23 protein-coding genes and 1 tRNA gene are annotated in these 20,240 nt (G+C 64.2%); 4 read left to right on the forward strand and 20 right to left on the reverse strand.

Annotated elements, in window-relative coordinates:
- Positions 1 to 8: 8 nt before the first annotated feature.
- From modC to KAK09_RS03745, 4 genes are read right to left on the reverse strand one after another with little or no spacing between them, the layout of a single operon-like run.
- The gene (modC, locus tag KAK09_RS03730) at positions 9 to 1,136 is read right to left on the reverse strand and encodes a molybdenum ABC transporter ATP-binding protein (RefSeq protein WP_210877511.1); all 1,128 of its coding nucleotides are present in this window, start codon (positions 1,134 to 1,136) and stop codon (positions 9 to 11) included.
- Positions 1,136 to 1,822, reverse strand: a complete 687-nt coding sequence (gene modB, locus KAK09_RS03735) for a molybdate ABC transporter permease subunit (protein WP_210877512.1) — start codon at positions 1,820 to 1,822, stop codon at positions 1,136 to 1,138. The genes modC and modB overlap by 1 nt, the downstream gene beginning before the upstream one ends.
- Positions 1,815 to 2,573, reverse strand: a complete 759-nt coding sequence (modA, locus tag KAK09_RS03740) for a molybdate ABC transporter substrate-binding protein (protein ID WP_210877513.1) — start codon at positions 2,571 to 2,573, stop codon at positions 1,815 to 1,817. Before modA ends, modB begins: the two co-directional genes overlap by 8 nt.
- A 60-nt stretch (positions 2,574 to 2,633) precedes the next feature.
- Positions 2,634 to 3,101 (reverse strand): winged helix-turn-helix domain-containing protein, encoded by a 468-nt coding sequence (locus tag KAK09_RS03745; protein ID WP_418895510.1) that lies wholly within the window; start codon positions 3,099 to 3,101, stop codon positions 2,634 to 2,636.
- Here KAK09_RS03745 and KAK09_RS03750 point away from each other — a divergent pair.
- On the forward strand, positions 3,100 to 4,353 hold the full coding sequence (locus KAK09_RS03750) for a DNA polymerase IV (protein WP_210877514.1): 1,254 nt from the start codon (positions 3,100 to 3,102) through the stop codon (positions 4,351 to 4,353). The genes KAK09_RS03745 and KAK09_RS03750 overlap by 2 nt on opposite strands.
- Positions 4,354 to 4,355: 2 nt before the next feature.
- On the opposite strand, the gene KAK09_RS03755 is transcribed toward KAK09_RS03750, so the two are convergent.
- Positions 4,356 to 5,219, reverse strand: coding sequence for an N-formylglutamate amidohydrolase (locus KAK09_RS03755; RefSeq protein ID WP_210877515.1), 864 nt, complete (start codon positions 5,217 to 5,219; stop codon positions 4,356 to 4,358).
- A 141-nt stretch (positions 5,220 to 5,360) separates the two neighbouring features.
- Between KAK09_RS03755 and KAK09_RS03760 the strand changes: the two genes are divergently transcribed.
- A tRNA-Val gene (locus tag KAK09_RS03760) sits at positions 5,361 to 5,435 on the forward strand.
- An 81-nt stretch (positions 5,436 to 5,516) separates the two neighbouring features.
- On the forward strand, positions 5,517 to 5,642 hold the full coding sequence (ykgO, locus tag KAK09_RS03765; protein ID WP_068338904.1) for a type B 50S ribosomal protein L36: 126 nt from the start codon (positions 5,517 to 5,519) through the stop codon (positions 5,640 to 5,642).
- A 111-nt stretch (positions 5,643 to 5,753) separates the two neighbouring features.
- Here ykgO and KAK09_RS03770 read toward each other — a convergent pair whose 3' ends face one another.
- The 13 genes from KAK09_RS03770 to KAK09_RS03830 all read right to left on the reverse strand — a co-directional run bounded on the left by KAK09_RS03770 (position 5,754) and on the right by KAK09_RS03830 (position 17,966).
- On the reverse strand, positions 5,754 to 7,064 hold the full coding sequence (locus KAK09_RS03770) for an ATPase (protein ID WP_210877516.1): 1,311 nt from the start codon (positions 7,062 to 7,064) through the stop codon (positions 5,754 to 5,756).
- A 90-nt stretch (positions 7,065 to 7,154) separates the two neighbouring features.
- Positions 7,155 to 7,655 (reverse strand): A24 family peptidase, encoded by a 501-nt coding sequence (locus KAK09_RS03775; RefSeq protein ID WP_210877517.1) that lies wholly within the window; start codon positions 7,653 to 7,655, stop codon positions 7,155 to 7,157.
- A gap of 6 nt (positions 7,656 to 7,661) precedes the next feature.
- Positions 7,662 to 8,516 carry a tetratricopeptide repeat protein gene (locus KAK09_RS03780; protein ID WP_210877518.1) on the reverse strand — a complete coding sequence of 285 codons (855 nt, stop codon included), beginning with the start codon at positions 8,514 to 8,516 and terminating at the stop codon, positions 7,662 to 7,664.
- Between the two features lie 29 nt (positions 8,517 to 8,545).
- Entirely contained in the window at positions 8,546 to 9,106 is a 561-nt protein-coding gene (locus KAK09_RS03785) for a tetratricopeptide repeat protein (RefSeq protein ID WP_210877519.1), read from the reverse strand.
- Between the two features lie 13 nt (positions 9,107 to 9,119).
- On the reverse strand, positions 9,120 to 10,115 hold the full coding sequence (locus tag KAK09_RS03790; RefSeq protein ID WP_210877520.1) for a type II secretion system F family protein: 996 nt from the start codon (positions 10,113 to 10,115) through the stop codon (positions 9,120 to 9,122).
- 9 nt (positions 10,116 to 10,124) lie between these two features.
- Positions 10,125 to 11,093 (reverse strand): type II secretion system F family protein, encoded by a 969-nt coding sequence (locus KAK09_RS03795; RefSeq protein WP_210877521.1) that lies wholly within the window; start codon positions 11,091 to 11,093, stop codon positions 10,125 to 10,127.
- A gap of 4 nt (positions 11,094 to 11,097) precedes the next feature.
- A complete protein-coding gene (locus tag KAK09_RS03800) occupies positions 11,098 to 12,537 on the reverse strand; it encodes a CpaF family protein (RefSeq protein WP_210877522.1) in 1,440 nt (479 codons plus the stop codon).
- A 16-nt stretch (positions 12,538 to 12,553) separates the two neighbouring features.
- Positions 12,554 to 13,801, reverse strand: a complete 1,248-nt coding sequence (locus KAK09_RS03805; RefSeq protein WP_210877523.1) for a CpaE/TadZ family protein — start codon at positions 13,799 to 13,801, stop codon at positions 12,554 to 12,556.
- Between the two features lie 171 nt (positions 13,802 to 13,972).
- On the reverse strand, positions 13,973 to 14,629 hold the full coding sequence (locus tag KAK09_RS03810; RefSeq protein ID WP_210877524.1) for an OmpA family protein: 657 nt from the start codon (positions 14,627 to 14,629) through the stop codon (positions 13,973 to 13,975).
- Positions 14,630 to 14,642: 13 nt separating this feature from the next.
- On the reverse strand, positions 14,643 to 16,085 hold the full coding sequence (locus tag KAK09_RS03815; protein ID WP_418895511.1) for a type II and III secretion system protein family protein: 1,443 nt from the start codon (positions 16,083 to 16,085) through the stop codon (positions 14,643 to 14,645).
- A gap of 216 nt (positions 16,086 to 16,301) precedes the next feature.
- The gene (gene cpaB / locus KAK09_RS03820; RefSeq protein WP_210877525.1) at positions 16,302 to 17,171 is read right to left on the reverse strand and encodes a Flp pilus assembly protein CpaB; all 870 of its coding nucleotides are present in this window, start codon (positions 17,169 to 17,171) and stop codon (positions 16,302 to 16,304) included.
- 219 nt (positions 17,172 to 17,390) lie between these two features.
- Positions 17,391 to 17,597: a Flp family type IVb pilin gene (locus tag KAK09_RS03825; RefSeq protein WP_210877526.1), complete on the reverse strand. Its 207-nt coding sequence runs from the start codon at positions 17,595 to 17,597 to the stop codon at positions 17,391 to 17,393.
- Positions 17,598 to 17,693: 96 nt separating this feature from the next.
- Positions 17,694 to 17,966, reverse strand: a complete 273-nt coding sequence (locus KAK09_RS03830) for a hypothetical protein (protein ID WP_210877527.1) — start codon at positions 17,964 to 17,966, stop codon at positions 17,694 to 17,696.
- On the opposite strand from KAK09_RS03830, the gene KAK09_RS03835 reads away from it, so the two are divergent.
- Positions 17,965 to 18,777, forward strand: a complete 813-nt coding sequence (locus KAK09_RS03835; protein ID WP_210877528.1) for a lytic transglycosylase domain-containing protein — start codon at positions 17,965 to 17,967, stop codon at positions 18,775 to 18,777. The genes KAK09_RS03830 and KAK09_RS03835 overlap by 2 nt on opposite strands.
- Before the next feature lie 42 nt (positions 18,778 to 18,819).
- Here the strand turns inward: KAK09_RS03835 and KAK09_RS03840 are convergent, their stop codons facing one another.
- Positions 18,820 to 19,449 carry a 3-oxoacid CoA-transferase subunit B gene (locus KAK09_RS03840; protein ID WP_210877529.1) on the reverse strand — a complete coding sequence of 210 codons (630 nt, stop codon included), beginning with the start codon at positions 19,447 to 19,449 and terminating at the stop codon, positions 18,820 to 18,822.
- The gene (locus KAK09_RS03845) at positions 19,449 to 20,162 is read right to left on the reverse strand and encodes a CoA transferase subunit A (RefSeq protein WP_210877530.1); all 714 of its coding nucleotides are present in this window, start codon (positions 20,160 to 20,162) and stop codon (positions 19,449 to 19,451) included. The genes KAK09_RS03840 and KAK09_RS03845 overlap by 1 nt, the downstream gene beginning before the upstream one ends.
- Positions 20,163 to 20,240 lie beyond the last annotated feature (78 nt).

Genomic DNA, 20,240 nt, shown 5'->3' on the forward strand with positions numbered 1-20,240 from the left:
CCACGAGCCTATGGCTCGGCATCGTCACCCGCAACCCCGGCGCGCGCCGGGCGCGGCAGGGCCTGCCGGTCAAAGGCCACGGCCTTGACCAGCGCAGTCACCGGCTGCCCTTCGGCAAGCGCCAGATCGCGCAGCGCGGCGCGGGTCAGGCGCGCGCGCAGGTGCTGACCCGCCACGTTAAGCACCACCTCGGCAAAGGCGGTGCCCGCCTCTTCGGTGATGCGCAATACCCGCGCGGACAACTGGTTGCGGATGCTCAGACCTTCAAGCCGCCCAAGCGCCAGCGACACGTCGCGCGCCCGGATCCGAAGCCGCACCTCGCTGCCCTCGGGCAACGAGATCGCGGGCACCTCAAGCATGGCCCTGCCCAGATCGATGCGGCTCAGATGCAACTCGGGATCGTGCGCGACGATGCGGCCCGCAACGATTGCCCCCGCCTCGAACCGGCCTTGCACATCCGCCAGATCGAGCCGTTCCAGAACCTCCGAGACGCCCCCCGCCGCCACCACCCGGCCGGCCGCCAGCGCCACGATCCGGTCGCAAAGCTGCGTCACCTCCTCCAGCGCATGGGTGACATAAAGGATCGGCAGGCCAAAGGCACTCTGGAGCCGGGCTATATAGGGCAGGATCTCGCCCTTGCGTCTGGTATCGAGCGCGGCGAGCGGTTCGTCCATCAGCAAAAGGCGTGGCCGCGCCAGCAACGTGCGCCCTATGGCCACCCGCTGCCGCTCGCCCCCCGACAGTTGCGTTGCGCGCCGACCAAAGAGCGGCGCAAGATCAAGCACCTCCACCACATCGTCGAAACTGTAGGCGGACGGCCCCCCGGGCGCGCGCCGCTCAGCATAATCGAGATTGCCTCGCGCCGTCAGATGCGGGAAAAGCCGTGCGTCCTGAAATACATAGCCCACCCCGCGCCGATGCGGTGCAACCTGCCGCCGCCCCTCCATCCAGACTTCCGGGCCAAAACTGATACGCCCCGTGGCTCCCCTCTCGAACCCGGCGATGACGCGCAGAAGCGTGGACTTGCCACAGCCCGATGGGCCGAACACCGCCGTGATCCCCGCCCCCGCGAAATCCTGCGCGACGGACAGCGCGAACTCGGGGAACGCCACGCGGATATCGACCGACAGGGTCATCAGCCCACATGCACCGGAAAGCGGCGGTTGACCGTGTAGACCGCCAGCAGCACCACAAAGGAAAATGCCAGCAGAATTGCCGCCAGCACATGCGCATCGGCATAGTTGATCGTCTCTACCCGCTCGTAGATCTGGATCGAGACCACCTTGGTGCGTCCCGGAATATTTCCCCCCACCATGAGCACCACGCCGAATTCCCCGATCGTATGGGCAAAGCTGAGCACCGTGGCCGTCAGAAAGCCGCGCGCCGCCATGGGCGCGGCGACGGAGAAGAAAGCGTCAAACGGCGCGGCGTTCAGGCTGGCTGCCGCCTCCATCGGTGCCCGCCCGATCGCCTCGAAGGCCGCTTGCAGCGGTTGCACCATGAAGGGCAGAGAGTAGAGGCAGGAGGCGATGACCAGCCCGGCAAAGGAAAAGGTCAGTGTGCTGCCCGTGGCCGACAGCCACAGCCCGCCGAGCGTGGAATTGGGGCTGAGAAAGATCAGCAGGTAGAAACCCAGTACCGTCGGCGGCAGCACAAGCGGCAGCGCGGTCACCGCCTCGACCACGGGCTTGATCCTCACGCGCGTCTGCGCCAGCCACCACGCAAGCGGTGTGCCGGCCACCAGCAGGATGAGGGTCGTCACCGCCGCCAGCCGCACCGTCAGCCAGAGCGGCCCCAGATCGGGCAGGCCCGGATCACCCATCGGTGCCGTAACCGAAGCCGGCGATCATGGCGGCGACTTCCGGGCTGCGCAGGAAATCGAGGAAGGCGCGCGCCGCCGCGTTGTCGGCCCCGTGAGTCAGCAGCACCGCATCCTGCCGGATCGGGGTCAACATTTCCTGCGGCACATCCCAGCGGCTGCCCTCGATCGCGTTGCGCGGGCTGAGCACGGCAGAAAGCGCGACAAAGCCGATCTCGGCCGCCCCGCTGGCCACCATCGAATGCGTCTGCCCGATATTCTGGCCCATGACGATCTTGGGTTGCAGCGCCTCCCACAGTCCCATCGAAGCCAGCGCCTCGCGCGCGGCCACGCCGTAAGGGGCCAGGTCGGGATTGGCGATGGCGACAAAGCGCAAGGAGGGTTCTTCCAGCGCCGCAGGCCCCTGCGTGCCGATGCGGCCCGGATCGGCACTCCAGAGCGTCAGATGACCAAAGGCATAGGTAAAACCGGTGCCCGCCACCGCCTTACCCTCCTCCAGCAGCCGCGCGGGCGTCTTTTCATCCGCCGAGAGAAAGACATCGAACGGCGCACCCGCACCGATCTGCGCATAGAGCTTGCCGGTCGAGCCGGTGGTGAGCGTCACGTCATGACCCGTCGCCGCGCGGAAGAGCGGGGCAAGCGTCTCGGCGGCTTCGGCGAAATTGGCCGCAACGGCGGCCAGCGCGGTCTCGGCGCGCGCGTTCGGAGGCGCGAGAGCGAGCAGGACCGAGAAAAGCACGGGGCGCATGGGCATGAGAGGCTCCGGTTATTTTTCGTCAAACATATCGCAGAGCGCCACGCCTCAGGGCAAGCGTTATTTTCCCTCGGGAATATCCCTCAGCAAGGCCCGCAACGCCGTAACGCCGGATGCCCCGGCACCGGCGGCTTCGGCCTCGATCGCGCGATAAAGCCCCAGAACCTTGCGCCCCATATCGGTCAGCACCGCGCCCCCGCCCCCCGGCCCGCCGCGCGTGCGCTCGACGAGCGGCGCGCGGAACATCGCGTTGAGTGTCCCGATCAATTCCCAGGCGCGCTTGTAGCTCATGCCCATCTCGCGCCCCGCCGCGGCGATAGAGCCGCAGCGCGCAATCCGGTCCAGCAGATCCGCCTTGCCCGGTCCGATCATTCCGCCCCCGTCAAAGACGATGCGGATGCGCAACCGGGCGCCTGTTTCCTCGTGCTCCATGGCGCGCATCATCGGCGCGCGTCCCGCCTCGCGCAAGCGGATTTGACCGCGCGCCATTCCCCGCCCGCCCGCGATGCGATAGACTGTGCCCACCATGCCCAGCCTCTGCCGCGATTGCCTGCACATGTTCGAGCGCGCCCCGCGCTGCCCCGCCTGCGGCAGCCCGCGAATCGTGGCCCATCCCGAACTGTGGGATCTTTCCATCGCGCATATGGATTGCGACGCCTTCTATGCCAGCGTCGAGAAGCGCGACAATCCCGCGCTTGCCACGCGCCCGGTGATCATCGGCGGCGGGCGGCGCGGTGTGGTTTCGACCGCGTGCTATATCGCGCGCATCCGGGGCGTGCGCTCGGCCATGCCGATGTTTCAGGCGCTGCGGCTCTGTCCCGAGGCCGAGGTGATCCGCCCCCGCATGGCCGTTTACGCAGAAGCCTCGCGGGCCATCCGCGCGATGATGCTCGATCTCACTCCGGCGGTCGAGCCGCTCTCGCTTGATGAGGCGTTTCTCGATCTCTCGGGCACGGCGCGGCTCCATGGTGCGCCGCCTGCGGTGGTGCTCGCGGGGCTGGTGCGGCGGATGCGGCACGAGCTTGGTCTCACCGGCTCCATCGGCCTCAGCCACAACAAGTTCCTGGCCAAGATCGCCTCTGACCTCGACAAGCCGCACGGGTTTTCGGTGATCGGTCGCGCCGAGACCGCCGATTTCCTGCGCGACCGCCCGGTCAGCCTGATCTGGGGCGTGGGCCAATCGACGCTGGCGGCCCTGCACGGCGCGGGCATCCGCAGCTTTGCCGACCTGCTACGGTGGGAGCGCACGGATCTCGTGGCGCGCTTCGGCGCCATGGGCGAGCGGCTCTGGCACCTCGCGCGCGGGCAGGACCGCCGCCGCATCTGCGCCAATGCCCCGGTCAAGTCGATCTCGAACGAGACAACCTTCGCCGAGGATATCGCCGATCCCGACCTGCTCGACGGGCATCTCTGGCGGCTCTCGGAAAAGGTGGCCGACCGCGCCAAGGCGCGCGCGCTTGCCGGTCGCGTGGTCACGCTCAAGCTCAAGCGCGCCGATCACGGGCAGCTCACCCGCCGACACGCGCTGCGCGAGCCCACGCAGCTCGCAGACACGCTCTATCGCGCGGCGCGGGCGCTCATGGGTCAGGCCCCGCAGGGCACCGCCTGGCGGCTTCTCGGCGTGGGGTTGTCGGACCTGATGCCAGAGGCAGGGGCAGACCGGGCTGGCGACCTGCTTGACCCGCAAGCCCCCCGCCGCGCCGAGGCCGAGCGCGCGGCAGACCGTATCCGCGCGCGCTTTGGCCCCGACGCGATCCTCAAGGGGCGGGCGCTGCGATAGGGCTACTCCGCGGCGAGGGGCATCGGCTCGGCGCGGCCGATCGCGGCAATCTCCACGATCACGTCGTGCATGAGGCGCCGGAACGCCTCGAAATTCCCGTTGGGGCGGATCAGGCGCTCGTTCATGTAGAGCGCGCGGTCGATCTCGATCTGGACTGCGTGTCGGCCACGACCGGGCCGACCGTAGGCCTGTGTGACATAAGCACCGGCAAAGGGGGTGTTGCGCGCCACCACAAGCCCCGCCGCGACAAAGGCCCCCTCGATCCGGTCAACAATCGCGGAGTCGGCAGCGGCGCCAAAGCGGTCGCCCAGAACGATCTCGGGGCGGCGCATGCCACGCCGGGCGACCGAGTCCATCGCCTCATGCGGCATCGAATGGCAGTCGATCAGGATGGTCTGGCCGAACATCAGGTGCGCCTGGTCAAGCTGACCCTGCAACGCCTCGTGATAAGGCCGCCAATAGGTGTCGATGCGCTCGCGCGCCTCTGCCAGAGTGATCTTGCCCGCGTAGATCGCCTTGCCGTTGGCCACCACGCGCGGGATCACCCCCAGACCTGACGCCACGCGCGGATTATGGCCCTGACGGTTGACCCCGTCGATCAGCGCCGGATCAAGCTCGTCGGCGCTGCGGTTCAGATCGACGAAGGCGCGTGGCGCACCCGCCTTGAGAAACGGCGCACCCGCATTCGGGGCGCTGTCGAACAGTTGATCTACAAAGGCATCCTCCGAGGAGCGCACGGCAAGTTCGTCGAGCGCGGTGCGCCGCAGGAAGGACCAGGGGTAATCCCGCCCGCTGTGGGGCGAGGCAAAGACCACCGACGTGGTTCGTCTTTCTGGATGGCTCAGGGTATAGGCGGCCTTGGGCATCTCAGCACTCCTCGTCATCATCATAGAGCGAAAACGCCGTGCTAAAAGCCCTTGATCCCCTTTCCGACTCCTTTTATAGACCGCCAGACCGGCGCGGATTTCCGCGCCCCTCTTTGTTAAAGGGGGGCAGGGGCCAGGCCAGGGCGATTAGCTCAGTGGTAGAGCACTTCGTTGACATCGAAGGGGTCACAAGTTCGAACCTTGTATCGCCCACCATGAATTCCCGTTGCGTGCCAGCCATGCAGCACCCGTAACCAGAAAGGCGCCGGCGCGCGCCGCGACAGACAGGAGACGACCATGAAGGTTCGCAATTCGCTGCGTTCGCTGAAGAACCGGCACCGCGATTGCCGTGTCGTGCGCCGCAAGGGCCGCGTTTACGTGATCAACAAGACCCAGCGCAAGTTCAAGGCCCGTCAGGGCTGAGCGGCGCTCGGCCCTGACGGGCCGTCAAGACGCAAAAGGCGCGGCCCGAGGGGGCCGCGCCTTTTTTGCATGTCGTGCGCGCAGGGTCAGGGCCTTGACCCTGGCCAGCCGTCACTTCACTATCACCTCGTCCTTGACGAACATGTTGGCCCAGGCGCGGTCGATCAGGTCAGGGGTCATCTGATAGGGGATGCCCTCGAATTCGCAGATAGCGATCATCTGGTCGATGAGGAATACCGGCTGATAGTTCGCGTAGACATTGTCGATCGTGGGATACTTCGTCTTGATGAGATGAACCAGCGCCGCCTCGTCGAGCGGCATGCCTTTCTTGCGGGCAACCATGGCAAAGATCTTGAGGAAATCGGCCTGGCTTGGCCCGTCGATCTTGATCTTGAAGAAGATCCGGCGCAGCGCGGCCTTGTCGAAGATCTCGTTGGGATGGAAGTTGGTGGAGAAGATCACCAGCGTATCGAACGGCACTTCGAATTTCTCGCCCGATTGCAGGGCGAGGATGTCCTTGGATTCTTCCAGTGGCACGATCCAGCGGTTGACCAGCGATTGCGGCGGTTCCTTCTGGCGACCAAGGTCGTCAACGATGAAGATACCGCCGGTGGATTTGAGTTGCAGCGGCGCCTGATAGGTGCGCGCGGTGGGATTGTAGACCAGATCGAGCATTTCGAGCGAAAGTTCACCCCCGGTGATCACCGTGGGCCGCTCGCAGCGGACATAGCGGGCGTCAAAGGTGCGCCTGCGGCGCAGCGAAGTGGGGTCGTCCTCTTCCACCTCGGCGGCGGAATGCACGATCGGGTCATAGACCGTGATCACCTGACCCGCATATTCGATGGCGCGGGGCACAAAGATCTTGTCGCCCATGGCGTCGCGGATGCCGTTCGAGATCGAGGATTTGCCGTTGCCGGGCGGGCCATACATCAGGATCGAGCGGCCCGCGCTGACGGCGGGGCCAAGGTGATCGAGCAATGACGGTGGCAGCACAAGATGGCCCATGGCAGAGGTCAGTTGCTCGCGCGTGATCTGGATATTGCGGATCGACTGGCGTTTGACCTGCTCGCGGTAGACGTCGAGCGGCACCGGCATGGCGCCGAAATACTCCGACTGGCTGAGCGCGTCGAGCGCGCGGCTCTTGCCGGCATCGGTCAACTGAAAGCCCATCTCGCCGCCCGAATTGGCGTGCAGCGTGCCGGTCGCCTCGATCAGCTTCTGGCTGCGGCCGAGATCGACCAGTTCCTGCGTGACCGCCCGCGGCAGGCAGATGGCCGCGGCAATATCGCCCACCAGATCGAGATTCTTGCGGAACATCGTCTTGAGTAGGATATCGCGCATCATCACGACGGGAAGACGCATCTCCTCGATGCGGTTTGGCGGCGGCGGCGGCTGCACGCCGGGATGTGTCTGCATGTTCATGGTTACGGCTTTGCCCTCACGTTCCGTCACCGGATCATGCCCGTCAATGGTGCAGAAATTGTGGTGCGTGACGGGCAGCTTCGCGGCAGATCAGGCGCCATGCAGGCTTGCCAGCGCAAGATAGAGCGCCAGCGTCGGGCCAAGAGCGAGCCCCATCGGAAACTTGCGCCCCGCCTCCCAGCTTGTCCAGCCGGGGGCAAGATTGCGCAGGGGCGTGGCGCGCGCAATCCGGTGGGTGGCGAAACTCGCGAGCAGCACCACCGCGAAAATGAGCGCCAGCGCAGTCGCGTCGCCGAATGCGACAAACGGCCCGGCGGCGGCGATGAACTTGGCGTCGCCCGCGCCCATCATGCCGGCGGCATTGGCCACGATCCCCGCCGCCAGCAGCACCGCCAGATGGGTGAGCCGCCAGCCGTAATCGGGCAGGGGCAGGACGATGGGGCCAATCACCAGATAGATGCCGACAAGGGCAAGAACGGCCTTGTTGGGAATCTTCATCGCGCGCAGATCGCTCCACGCCACCCAGAGGCAGACGGGCAGCACGAAAGGCAGAAACCAAAGCGCGGCCTGCGCGGACAACTCGAAATTCATCTCGGCTCAGCCGGAATTCGCTTCAAGCGCGCGCAGGTTGCGGGCGGCTTCCTCGAAATGCTGAGGATGGGTCTCGACCGCCTCTTGCAGCAGGCCCTTGCCGATGGCCACGTCGCCCTGTTTCACCGCCGAAAGCGCCATGGTGTAAAGTAGTTGCGCGCGCTCTTCCTGACTGACGGGCAGGACGGGCAGGGCATAGTTGCGCTGTGCGCCGCGCGCCAGAACGAGGTTGTTCTTGGCGGTGAAAAGCGCGGGATCGTGGCGCACGGCCTCGGCAAAGAGGCGCTCGGCCCCGGCATGGTCGCCGCGCGTCAGCTTGGAAAAGCCCCAGTTGTTGAGCACACTCCCGGGTTTGGTGGTCAGGCCCGCGGCGATCTCGTAAAAGCTGTCGGCGCGCTTCCAGTCCTGCTTGCTGTCCGCGACCATCGCCTCGAGCCGGTAGCGGCGATAGGTCTCGTGGGTGGGGGGGATGGTGTTGAGAACTTCGCTGGCGCGAGTCCAGTCATTGTTGCGGATCAAGGCATCGGCCAGCGACACGCGGTCCTCGTTGGTGGCGTCGGAGTGTTCGGTCACGTGCGTCCAGGCGGCGGCGGCCTCGGTCGGGCGCTTGGCGCGGACGAGCGATTGGCCCAGCCCGCGCATCAGATCGATCCGGTCAGGGGCGGCGGCGGTGGCGCGCTGGAAATAGGCCACGGCCTCGGCGGGATCGGCGGCGCTGAGCATGACGTCGTTCAGGCCGGTTTCGTCAACCACGTTGATATCGCGCAACGCACGATCGACCTTTTCACCGGATGATTGCGCACAGGCGCCAAGCGCAAGTGCGCCCGTCACGCACAGGGTCACAAGGATGGGGTGGCGCATGCCTGCGTCCTTTTACTGTCTCTGCCTCTTCAGGGTATCGTGCGAAGCAGGTACTCGCCCCCGCCGCGCCGCACCACTTTGTATTGTTGGTTCACGTCTTCGACAGCGTCATCATAGACGGAAATTTCCGATTTTGCGAGTGCCAAACGAAGATTGTCGCGAATCGCGTCGCTTTCGCCATTGTCGAGCGCATAGGCGCGGCGCAGCATCTGTTCGGCTTCGAGGTATTCGCCCTTTTCCATCAGCACCACGCCGAGATTATTCCAGAACTCAGGCGTGGCATCCTCGGTCTCGATTGCGCGGCGCAGGAGTTTCTCGGCGGTGCCAAGACGGCCTAGGGCGAGATTGGCGCTGCCCAAACCGGCAAGCACATCGCCGGTCAAGCCCTGTTGCGCCGCAGCGCGGGAATAGGCACGTTGTGCGAGTTCATATTCGCCCGCATCCATCAGGCGATGCCCGACCATAAGCGGGTCGACCGCCTCGGCGCCAGGCACCGGGCCGGGCGCGTATGGGCCCTGAGGCGGCGGTGCTCCGAAACAGCCCGCAAGCAACAGAATGCCCGATAAAAGCCCCGCCCATCGTGCTGCCATGGCGCTCCGTCACCTATTTTGACATGGCCATCAGCTCCATGATTCCCAGAACCGAGGGTCCGACCAGAATGATCAACAACGGCGGCACTGTAAGCATCATCGTGGCCAGTGTCATCTTGGTCGGCAGCTTGTTGGCCTTTTCCTCTGCGCGCATGACACGTTTGTCACGCATCTCGCCGGCATAGACCCGCAGCGCCTCGCCGATGGACGTGCCGAAGGTCTGTGACTGGATGAGAACGGTCACAAAGCTGGAAATGTCCTGCACGCCGCAACGCTCGCCCATCTCGTTGAGAACCGAGGCCTTGTCGCGGCCGGCCTTGACCTGCAACGCAACGATTTCATACTCCTCGGCCAGCGCGGGATAGGAGGCGTGGATTTCCTTTGCGACACGGATGATCGCCTGATCAAGCGACTGACCCGCCTCGATGCAGACCAGCATCATGTCGAGACTGTCCGGAAAGCCGTCCTGAATTTCCTGCTGCCGGGTCTGCTGACGCTTGGTGACCCAGTATTTCGGCGTCATGTAGCCGACGATGCCGGGCGCGAGGATATAGAGCAGGGTTTCGTTGATCGAGGTCTCCTGTCCGGCCTTGAAAAGCAGGAAATATAGAAGCCCAAGCGCAAGCATGCCAAGCGCAAGCCCCATCTGCGCGGCGTGAAAGTAGCGAACCGCATCACGATGGCGATAGCCCGCCTGCATCAGCTTCAGGCGGATCTCGCTGAGCTGTTTCTTGTCCTGCGGTTCAAGAAAGCTCGCGTATTTGTCGAGCCTCTTGTTCTTGCTTCCGGCGCGCAGAGAGCTGGTCTTCTTGCCGACTGTTCCGGCGGCGGCACCGCGGCCGCCGCTCGCGCCCTGCTTGAGACGGTCGAGCGGGTCCGGCTTGTGCACGAACATCAGCGTGACTGTCCCGAGCACCATCACAAGCCCAAGCCCGCCGATGGCAAGCAGAGGGCCGAACGGGCCGAGCGTGTTGGTCAGAAAGGTCTGGATCGTCGCGGCGAGGGGCATGGCGGGTCCTTAAACCTTGATGTTCACAAGAGCGCGCATCACCACCAGGTTGAGCACGAGAAACACCCCGACAATGATGGCCGCAGGGATGAAATACGGGGTTTCCATCGCCTCGTCGTAGTAGTCCGGTTTCAGCAGCTGGATCCCCATGAGCGCGAAAAGCGGAAAGCCCGACAGGAAGTTGCCCGACCATTTCGCTTCGGCGGTGATCGCCTTGACACGGCGGAACAGGCGAAAGCGCGCCCGGATCACCTTGGCCAGGCCGTCGAGGATCTCTGCGAGATTGCCGCCCGCCTGTTGCTGGATTGCGACGGCGACCGCGAGAAAGCGCAAATCCTGCATGTCCAGCCGCTCGGCCATGTCCTTGAGCGCCTCGCCGATGTCACGGCCATAGGTCGCCTCGTCGGATATGACGCCGAACTCGGTGGCAAGCGGATCGGCGACCTCTGTGGCGACGATGCCGATGGCCGACGAGAACGGATGGCCCACCCGGAGTGAGCGCACCATCAACTCGATCGCGTCGGGCAACTGCTCTTCCATCAGCGCCATGCGTTTGGAGGCCTTCATGCTGATCCAGACGTAAACGCCGCCGACCCCCATCGCAGCCGAGACCAGGATCCGCACGGGCAGCTGCGTCTCGGTGCCGATGCTGAGCCCGAGAAAGGCAAGAATGCCGGTGGCAATCATGATCAGCACAATCTGCTTTGGGGTGAACGCGATAGCGGCCTTCTGCGCTTTCTGCGACAGGATCGCATAAAGCGGCACGCGGCGCGCCTTCAGGTGCTGCTCCATCTCCTTGCGCAGCTTATCCATCACCTCTTCGCGGTTGCCGGTCTTGTCCAGCATTTCGAGCCGTCGGTTGACGCGGCTGTCGAGGCGGATCGAGCGGCCGAAGACGGTAAGGTAAAGCCCCTCCACCAGCACCAGAACCCCGATGAAGATGAGGCCGTAGATGATCGGTTCGGCGCTGAGACTCATGACATCACTCCGCGGCAACGGGTTCGTAGATCGATGGCGGCAAATCGAAGCCCCAGAGCCGGAAGCGTTCGGAGAAGTTCGAGCGCACGCCGGTGGCGGTGAAATGGCCGATGATCTTGTTGTCCGAGGTCAGGCCCGCGCGCTGGAAGCGGAATACTTCCTGCATCGAGATCACCTCGCCCTCCATGCCGGTGATCTCGGTGATCGAGGTCATCCGGCGCGAGCCGTCCTGAAGGCGGCTGGCCTGCACGATCAGGTTGACGGCGCTGGCGATCTGGTTGCGCACGGCCTTGAGCGGCATCTCGATCCCGGCCATGGCGACCATGTTCTCGAGACGGCTGATAGCGTCGCGGGCGTTGTTGGCATGGATCGTGGTCATCGAGCCGTCATGGCCCGTATTCATGGCCTGAAGCATGTCGATCACCTCTTCGCCGCGCGTCTCGCCGACGATGATGCGGTCAGGGCGCATGCGCAGCGCGTTCTTGATGCAGTCCCGCGCCGTCACCTCGCCCTTGCCCTCGACGTTGGGCGGGCGGGTTTCCATGCGGCCCACATGGATCTGCTGAAGCTGCAATTCGGCCGTGTCCTCGATGGTGAGAATGCGCTCCGCATTGTCGATGAAGCTTGACAATGCGTTGAGTGTCGTCGTCTTGCCGGAGCCCGTCCCGCCCGACACGACGATGTTGAGGCGCGTGGCCACCGCCGCCTGAAGATAGGCGGCCATTTCCTCGGAAAAGGCGCCAAATCGCACCAGATCGTCGATGCCCAGCTTGTCCTTCTTGAATTTGCGGATCGACACGAGGCTGCCATCCACCGCGATCGGCGGCACCATAGCGTTGAAGCGCGACCCATCGGCAAGGCGTGCGTCCACATAGGGGTTCGATTCGTCCACGCGGCGGCCCACGGCGCTCACGATCTTGTCGATGATGCGTAGCAGGTGCTTTTCGTCCTTGAACGTCACATCGCTGACCACAAGCTTGCCGTTGCGCTCGATGAATATCTGGTGGGGGCCGTTGACGAGAATATCGCTGATCGTGTCATCCTTGAGCAGGGTCTCCAACGGACCCAGGCCCTTGACCTCGTCATAAAGTTCCTGCGTGAGTTGCGCGCGGTCCTCACGATTGAGGACGATGCCCTTTTCCTGAAGCTGTTCGCCCGCAATGGTGTTGATCTCGGCGCGCAGGTCGGCCTCGGCGGCGGTATCGAGCGCGGCAAGGTTGAGATTGTCCAGAAGCGCGCGATGCAGTTCGATCTTGATCTCACCAAGCCGCTCCTTGCGCCGACGTTCCTTGTCAACCGGTTGGGCGCTGGCCGGGGCATTGGGGGCCGGCTTGCGCAGGCTGGTCACGGTCGCCGCAGGCGCAGGTTCCTGCGCCGCCTGGGACGCGGCTGGCGCGGCTGCGGGGCTCTTGGCTGCTCCGGGTTTCTTGTAGCGGGAAAACATCGCGGTCAGTCCTTCCTCAGGCGGCTTCGACTTCGTCGCGGCCCAGATCGTGGAGCGATTTCGCCAGCTTGGCGATTTCGCGGCGCAGCGGGTTCTTGGCCGCACTCATGGCAAGCGGCAGGCCGTGATCCGCGCTCTGGGCCACCGCGCGCCCGCCATCGGGAAGCTGGATGTCCAGAGAGATATCTAGCCCCTCGCACATGCGCCGCACCCGACCCTTGCCGGTGAGGTCGGTGAATTTCGGGGCACGATTGAGGCAGAAGCGGAGCTTTTCGACAGGCAGTTCCTCGGATTGCAGCGCTCGCTTGAGCCGCAGGCAGTTCTGCGCCGAGCGCATGTCCAGTTCCAGCGTGGCGAAATAGATCTGACAGGCGTTGAGAACCGCTTCGGTCCATTGCACAAGGGTCGTGGGCATGTCGATGACCACATAATCAAAATGCTTGCGCGCAAGTTCGATCACGCGCTTGACATCCTCGGAGCCGATGAAGTCGAGCGGCAGAATGTCCGTGGGCGCGGTCAGGACGCGCAGGCGATCCCCGAAGGTGACGAAGGCCTGGCGCAACGCATCGTCGTCAAGCCGCTCGGAATCGGACCACAGTTCGAACACGACGTCGCGGCGCGGCAGGTCCAGAAATGTCGCGACCGAGCCGAATTGCAGGCTGAGATCCAGCAGGCAGACCTGAGGCGGATTGGTCTTTTCAAGGGTGGCCAATTCCCAGGCAAGGTTCGTGGCAAGGGTTGTCGCCCCGCTTCCGCCGGCGATGCCCTGCACCGCCAGAACCACCCCCGCCCCGGTTTTTGGCAGGGCTTCGGCCGGTTTCGCGACCGGCTCGACGACGCGCAGCGGCTCGGGCGGTGGGGTCTTGAGCCGTGCGATTGCCGCTTCCAGTTCGCCCTCGGGCAGCGGATAGGGGACAAATTCGTCGGCCCCGCTGCGCAAGAGGTGATGCAGCGAGGCGGGGCTGACATCCTCGGCGATGAGAATGCACTTGATACCCTTCTGTTTTGCAAAGGCGATGATCTCGCTCAGGAGCGGCAGATCCGTCTCGTCATCCGCGTCCATCGCAAGAGCCACGAATTCAAGGGCGTCCGCCTCGGGTTGCCCCAGAAATGCCAGCGCCTCAACAAAGCCGAGATCGCCCCACGTGTCGTTCATCGCGGCTTCCATGTCCTCGATGAGCAGGTCGAAATTCTGAACGTCCCGACTGATTGTGCAGGCACGGATCGGGCTTGGGGCGGGGTGTGTCATAGTGCTACTCGTCATGCCATTCTTCTCTGCAGGATCAGCCGCGATGAGTGGGCGAACCCTTGTTATCTTTGCAAACTGTCCGACAAACTTGGCGACATTTGGGCCAAAAGATCGTCATTATTTGAATGGCAAAAACAAAACCCGCCGTTGCCGGCGGGTTTTCGGTTCGCTCACTGGCGGGCCTTGTCAGTTGTCAAGCTCGGTGACAGCGCCTGTCAGTCGCACAGTGGTGGCCGGGCGGGCGCTGTTGACGAATTCGCGATAGACCACAGCGGCATACTTGCCGTCCATGATGTCGGGATGCGACTGAACGAACCCCGTGACCTCGGTCACGGTGCGCCGGTTGCGGCGTTCGCGGCCTTGCGTGACGACAAGCGGCTGGGTCGCGCCGAACGAGGCCACCGCCTCAAGCCGTGAGCGGCTGATGCCCTGGCTCACGAGGAACCCCACCACGGCCTGTGCCCGGCGCATGCCGAGGGCCTTGTTGTAGGCGTCCGGACCGACTGCATCGGTATGGCCGTAGACGCGGAAACGCACCTCGGGGAACTGCTTGATCCAGCGCGCCTGTTCGCGCAGCGCGTTGCGTGCTTCCTCGTCGAGCGCCGCCGAATCGAAGGCAAAGTTGACCGTGCTGGGAACCTCGCTTGCAAAGCGGTTGGCAAGATCGATCACATGGTCCGCCTGGCCGGTCATCGCGAGATGATTCTGCATCGAGGCGTGACCGAAGCTGCCACCGTCCACCAGGCTGCCCGCCTCGCCGAAATAAGAGCGGTAGACATCATCGTCCGGGGCGGTGCAGGCCATCGCGGTGACAAGGCCGGTGATTGCGAGATAGTGTTTCATTGGCTTACCCCGCTCATTCCATCACATAGCCGTAAGGGCCGGTGAAATCCTGTCGTGCGACCTCGCCCGCCGCGCCGCGCCTGGGGGCGTCCTTGATCACGCGGCCCCTGAGGAACAGATCCGCTTCGGTGGGCAGGCGCACGCGATCGGTGGGCAGCGCCAGTGCATCGCCGCGCGTGGGCGAGACGAGATGCGCCGAGACGATGATAACCAGTTCGCTCTGGTTGCGCTGGAAATCGGCGCTGCGAAAGAGCGCGCCGAGCACCGGAAGATCGCCAAGCCAGGGCACCTGCGCGTTGTTGTCGGTGAAATCGTCCTGCAAGAGACCGGCAATCGCAAAACTTTCGCCGTCGCGCATTGCCACCGTGGTCGATGTGTCGCGCCGCCGGAAGCCGGGCAGAGTCAGGCCGCTGCTCGTTATCGAGTTGGACGGATCAACCGAGGATACGGCGGCGGCAAGCTCGAGATTGATGATGCCGTCATCGACGACTCTCGGGATGAATTTCAGTTCGACGCCGAACTTCTTGAAATCGACGGTGAGCGTGTCGCGGTCCTGCGCCACCGGGATCGGGAATTCGCCGCCCGCGAGGAACGATGCCTCCTGCCCCGAAAGCGCGGTCAGGTTCGGCTCGGCCAGGGTGCGCACGACGCCTTTGGTTTCAAGGGCTTCGAGCAGGATGCCGATTTCGGTCGCACCGATATCGAACCCGATAAAGGCGGTTCCGGCGGCCGTTTCGCCGCCGATAGACCCGGGGCCAAGCGTGACGGGGCCGCGCCCCGTGCCGATCTGGCCCGGTCCAAGTCCTGCGCCGGCCAGGCCGAACTGGTTGACATTGCTGCCATTTCTGTTCGATAGCGCCCCGAGCGACAGCGATGTGGAAAGCGCCTTGGACACGCTGCGCTGCATCTCGGCAAAGCGGACCTTGAGCATGACCTGTTGCTTGCCCGAGACCGACATGAGGTTCGACACGCGCTCTGGCGCGTAACGTTCCGCCAGATCGAGCGCGCGCTGCAACCGCGCCGGGCTCGACACGGTGCCCGAGAGCACGATTCCGTCATTGGCGGTGCGCACTTCGATGTTCTCGCCGGGCAGGATCTGGCGCAGCCGTTCCTTGAACTCGGCCACATCGGTGTTCACATGAACATCGATATTGGTGATGAGCTTGCCCGCGCCATCAAAGAGCGTCAGCGTGGTGCGCCCCGGTGTCTTGCCCAGCACATAGATCGTGCGGTCCGAGAGCGTCGAGAAATCGGCGATGGCCGGGTTCGCGATGCTCAGTTCGGCGAAGGGAACGTCGCTTTCGACCACGATGGCGCGGTTCATCGACACGCTCAGATTGCTTGCGGCACCGTTGCGCAGAACGCGCACGGTCTGGTCTTGTGCGGCAGCGGGCACGGTCGCCGCGGATGCCAGACAAGCGACGACAGCCGCGTGGAATACATTCTTCATGCTCATGTGACCTGCCTCTCCGATCACGCCTCATTGGTCGGATCTTTCGTCCGAATTGTGTGAACCATGCGCGATTTTACTGAATCTTGCAAGGAATCAATACGTTTCGGCGTCTTTTTCATGTGGAATCCGGTTCGGGCGGGGCCAAAAGGCCACAGAGGCCGCCCTGGGGGGCGACCTCCTGACCCGTCTGCGGGGTCGTTTTCGACATGGTCGTGCGGCTCAGTTGGTGCAGGGGATTTCGGTGATAACGACCTCGGCGCCGCGCCTCGAGCGGATCACGCACCGCTCTGCCTCTTGTTCGGGGGCGATCGCGTTGCGCACCTGAATGCCCAGAAGGCGGGTCTGGTCGACCTCGATCACTTCGGCGACGGTGGTGTCCGTCACCCCGACCAGCGACAGCGACAGTCGCCCCGTGGACTGGGCTTGTGCCAGCGCGGCCACCTGTTGCGGCGTCGCAGCGACGGTGACGGTGCGGGCGACGCGCGTCTCGATCCGGTCCAGATCGGCGCTCTGGTCCACGGCAATCAGTGGCAGCTGGCTTTCGATCAACTTGGTGACATCGCCGCTCGAATCGCCCTCGGTGCGCAGGTTCGCGTTGCTGATCCTGCCGGTCCAGTAGACGTCCACCATGTCGCCGGGCCGCAGAAAGCCCGAGACGCCGCTGCTTGCGTCAACCTGGATGGCGAAGGCGCGCGTGCCGACCTCGAGCCGCGAGGAAATGCCCGCCGCCTCGCCCGGTGCCGTGACCTTGCTGGCCAGGATAGCCTCCATCGGATCCATTGCGCGCAGAACCTCACGCAGCCCGCGTGCGTTCTCGGGAAAAAGCGATTCGGGCGTGGTAAAGATACCTTCGGGCAGCGCGGCCTTGGGATAGGGGACCATGGCGACATCGTCCTTGGTCAGCTTTTCCCCGAATTTCAGGGCGCGCTTGGCGATGATCACGTTCACCGTCTCGAGCGCAGGCCCTCGCTGCGCCCGCTCCTGGGCCAGTTGCTGTTGATACTGATCGATATAGTTCTTGGCCATGTAGGTGGCAAAGCCTGCGAGGCCGAGGCCGACGATCAGAACGAGTCCGAAGATCAAGCGCATGGGGGCATTCCTTTGCAAAAAGCGGCCGCGCGGGCGGCATCTGGTCTTGCGTTCGATACCGCGCCATTGTGTCCAAATGAGGGACACCGGGGGGTTTTCGCGTGGCCTGTCGTGCCAGGAGAAAGGCCGCAGATACGCAAGGTATCCGCGGCCTTTCCGTGCCTTGCCGGTCGAGGATCATGGCGGCGCCGTGCCCTCGACCGGTGATGATCAGGCCAATTAGTTGCCGAAGCCGAGCGAGGTCGGGCCGGTGACGGTCGCGCCGCCAACGGCGGTTTCGATGTTCCCAGCCAGACCCACGACGCCGTTGTTCACGGCGGCCACGCCTGCGATGCCGAGGCCCACGACAGCTGCGGTCAGCACGACCCAGTCAACCGTTACTGCGCCGTCTTCGTCTTTCGAGAAGTTCTTGAAGAATTTGATCATGGTTGGTCCCTCCAAAGGATCAGTGGTTCAGTTGTCACATCCGTTTCGGTTTGAGGCCCAACATTTTTAATGGCCCGCTGCCGTCTCGGTGTGGCCCTATATGGCCCCCGAATTCGGGCGGGATTTGGGCGGCTTTGGAGCGATTTGCGGCGCGCCGACATTTGCCGGCATTAAGTTATCAAGCCATTGAAAAATAACAAAAGAAAATTCAAAGTTCATTCGGATAACAGCTTTTGCGGGAATAATCGTGGAAAAATCGTGCCGGTTTTTCGCGGTGTATGGACACAGTTCTGGCCAAAACGGGCCATTGTCGGCATACTGTCGTAAGTGAACCAGAGGCCGAGCGGTGCCCGTCAAGAGAATCTTCATGGTTTTGGGTCTTGCTGCGACTCAGGCCCACGCCACGCCCGTGCGGGCCGGCGATCCCCCGCCTTTTCCCGAGTTCACCTTCAAGCACGAAAAGGCCCCGAAACCCGGAGAACGGCGCGGCCCGCTGGTGCAGATCGACCCGCAGGCGACCTGGCCGCCGCCGCGCGCGTCCACAAGACCTGCGTCCGTGCCGGAGCCAGGCCCCGGCACAATCGTGTCGCGCCACGCCTGGTTCTGGGAGGAAGTTTCGCCGGGGCTTGCCGTGGCCGGGCCCGAACGGATGCGCACCGCCATGGCCCGCCTGTCCAAGGCCCCCGCCGGCGCGGGTGTGGCGGCCCCGAGACTTGAGGCGATGCAGGCGGTTTTGCGTGCACAAGGTGCGGACATCCTGCGCGCAACCATTGGCACGCGGGTCTCGCCTGCGCTGGTGCTTTCCGTCATCGCGGTGGAATCCTCGGGCCGCTCCGAAGCGGTAAGCCATGCGGGCGCTCAAGGTATCATGCAGCTTATGCCCGCCACCGCCGACCGCTTCGGCGTGCGCGACATCTTTGCCCCCGCCGAGAATATCCGTGGCGGCGTGGCCTATCTCGACTGGCTGATCGGGGAATTTGGCGGCGACGTGATTCTCGCGCTCGCGGGCTACAACGCGGGCGAAAATGCCGTGCACAAACACGAGGGCGTGCCGCCCTATGCCGAGACGCGCGACTATATCCCCAAGGTGCTTGCGGCCTTCGAGGTGGCGCGCAACCTGTGCAAGACACGGCCTGAACTGCTTACCGATGCCTGTGCTTTCGATCTGGCGATGAAATAGGGCCGGACGCGCGCCCGGCCCCCTGCGCCAGTTGACGATGGCTCAGTTGACGATCGTTGCCTCGGTCGCGGCGCGCAACTCGTCCTCGGTCACGCCCTCGGCGGTCTCGACGATTCGCAGACCCCCTTCGACCACATCGAGCACGCCGAGATTGGTGATGATGCGATCCACCACCCCCTTGCCGGTCAGCGGCAGGGTGCAGTTGCGAAGCACCTTCGATTCACCATGCTTGTTGGTGTGGTCCATCACCACCACCACGCGGCCCACGCCTGCCACCAGATCCATCGCGCCGCCCATGCCCTTGACCAGCTTGCCGGGGATCATCCAGTTGGCCAGATCGCCGTTTTCGGCCACTTCCATCGCGCCGAGGATCGCCATGGCGATCTTGCCGCCCCGGATCATGCCGAAGGACGTGGCGCTGTCGAAATAGGCGGTGTGGGGCAGTTCGGTGATGGTCTGCTTGCCGGCGTTGATCAGGTCGGCATCTTCCTCGCCCGCGACCGGAAAGGGCCCCATGCCGAGCATCCCGTTTTCCGATTGCAGCGTCACCGTCACCCCCTCGGGGATGTAGTTCGACACCAGTGTCGGAATGCCGATGCCAAGGTTGACATAGGTGCCGTCCTCAAGCTCCTGCGCGGCGCGTGCCGCCATCTGATTGCGATCCCAAGCCATTATGCTGCCCTCACCGTGCGCTGTTCGATCCGTTTCTCGTGCGCGCCCTGAACGAGGCGGTGCACATAGATGCCCGGAAGGTGGATGTGATCGGGATCGAGCGTGCCCGGCTCCACGATCTCTTCCACCTCCATCACGCAGAGCTTGCCGCACATGGCGGCGGGCGGGTTGAAGTTGCGCGCGGTCTTGCGGAAGATCGCGTTGCCGGTGGTGTCGGCCTTCCACGCCTTGACGATGGAGAGATCGGCAAAGATGCCGCGCTCCATGATATAGGTCTCGGGCTGCCCGCCCGCGCCGGTGGGGAACTCCTTGTGCTCCTTGCCCTCGGCGATGACGGTGCCCACGCCGGTCTTCGTGTAGAAGCCCGGGATGCCCGCGCCGCCCGCACGCATCCGCTCGGCCAATGTGCCTTGCGGGTTGAACTCAAGCTCAAGCTCGCCGCTCAGATACTGGCGCATGAATTCCGCGTTCTCGCCGACATAGGACGAGATCATCTTTCTGACCTGCCGGGTCTGAAGCAGGATGCCGATGCCGAAGTCATCGACGCCCGCGTTGTTGCTGGCGAATGTAAGGTTCTTCACACCCGCATCGCGGATCGCCGCAAGCAGCAACTCGGGGATGCCGCAGAGGCCGAAACCGCCTGCGGCGATCAGCATATCATCGCGCAAGAGCCCGTCGAGCGCCTCTGCCGCCGAGCCGTAAACCTTGGACATTGCAAAACTCCCTTTGAAGCCTGTCGGCCCCGGTATGGGCGCGGCAAGGGCGCGAGTCAACGCGAGGCGCGCCCGCAT

This window comes from Roseovarius autotrophicus, from assembly GCF_018069895.1.
In the GTDB taxonomy this organism is placed as follows: domain Bacteria; phylum Pseudomonadota; class Alphaproteobacteria; order Rhodobacterales; family Rhodobacteraceae; genus Roseovarius; species Roseovarius autotrophicus.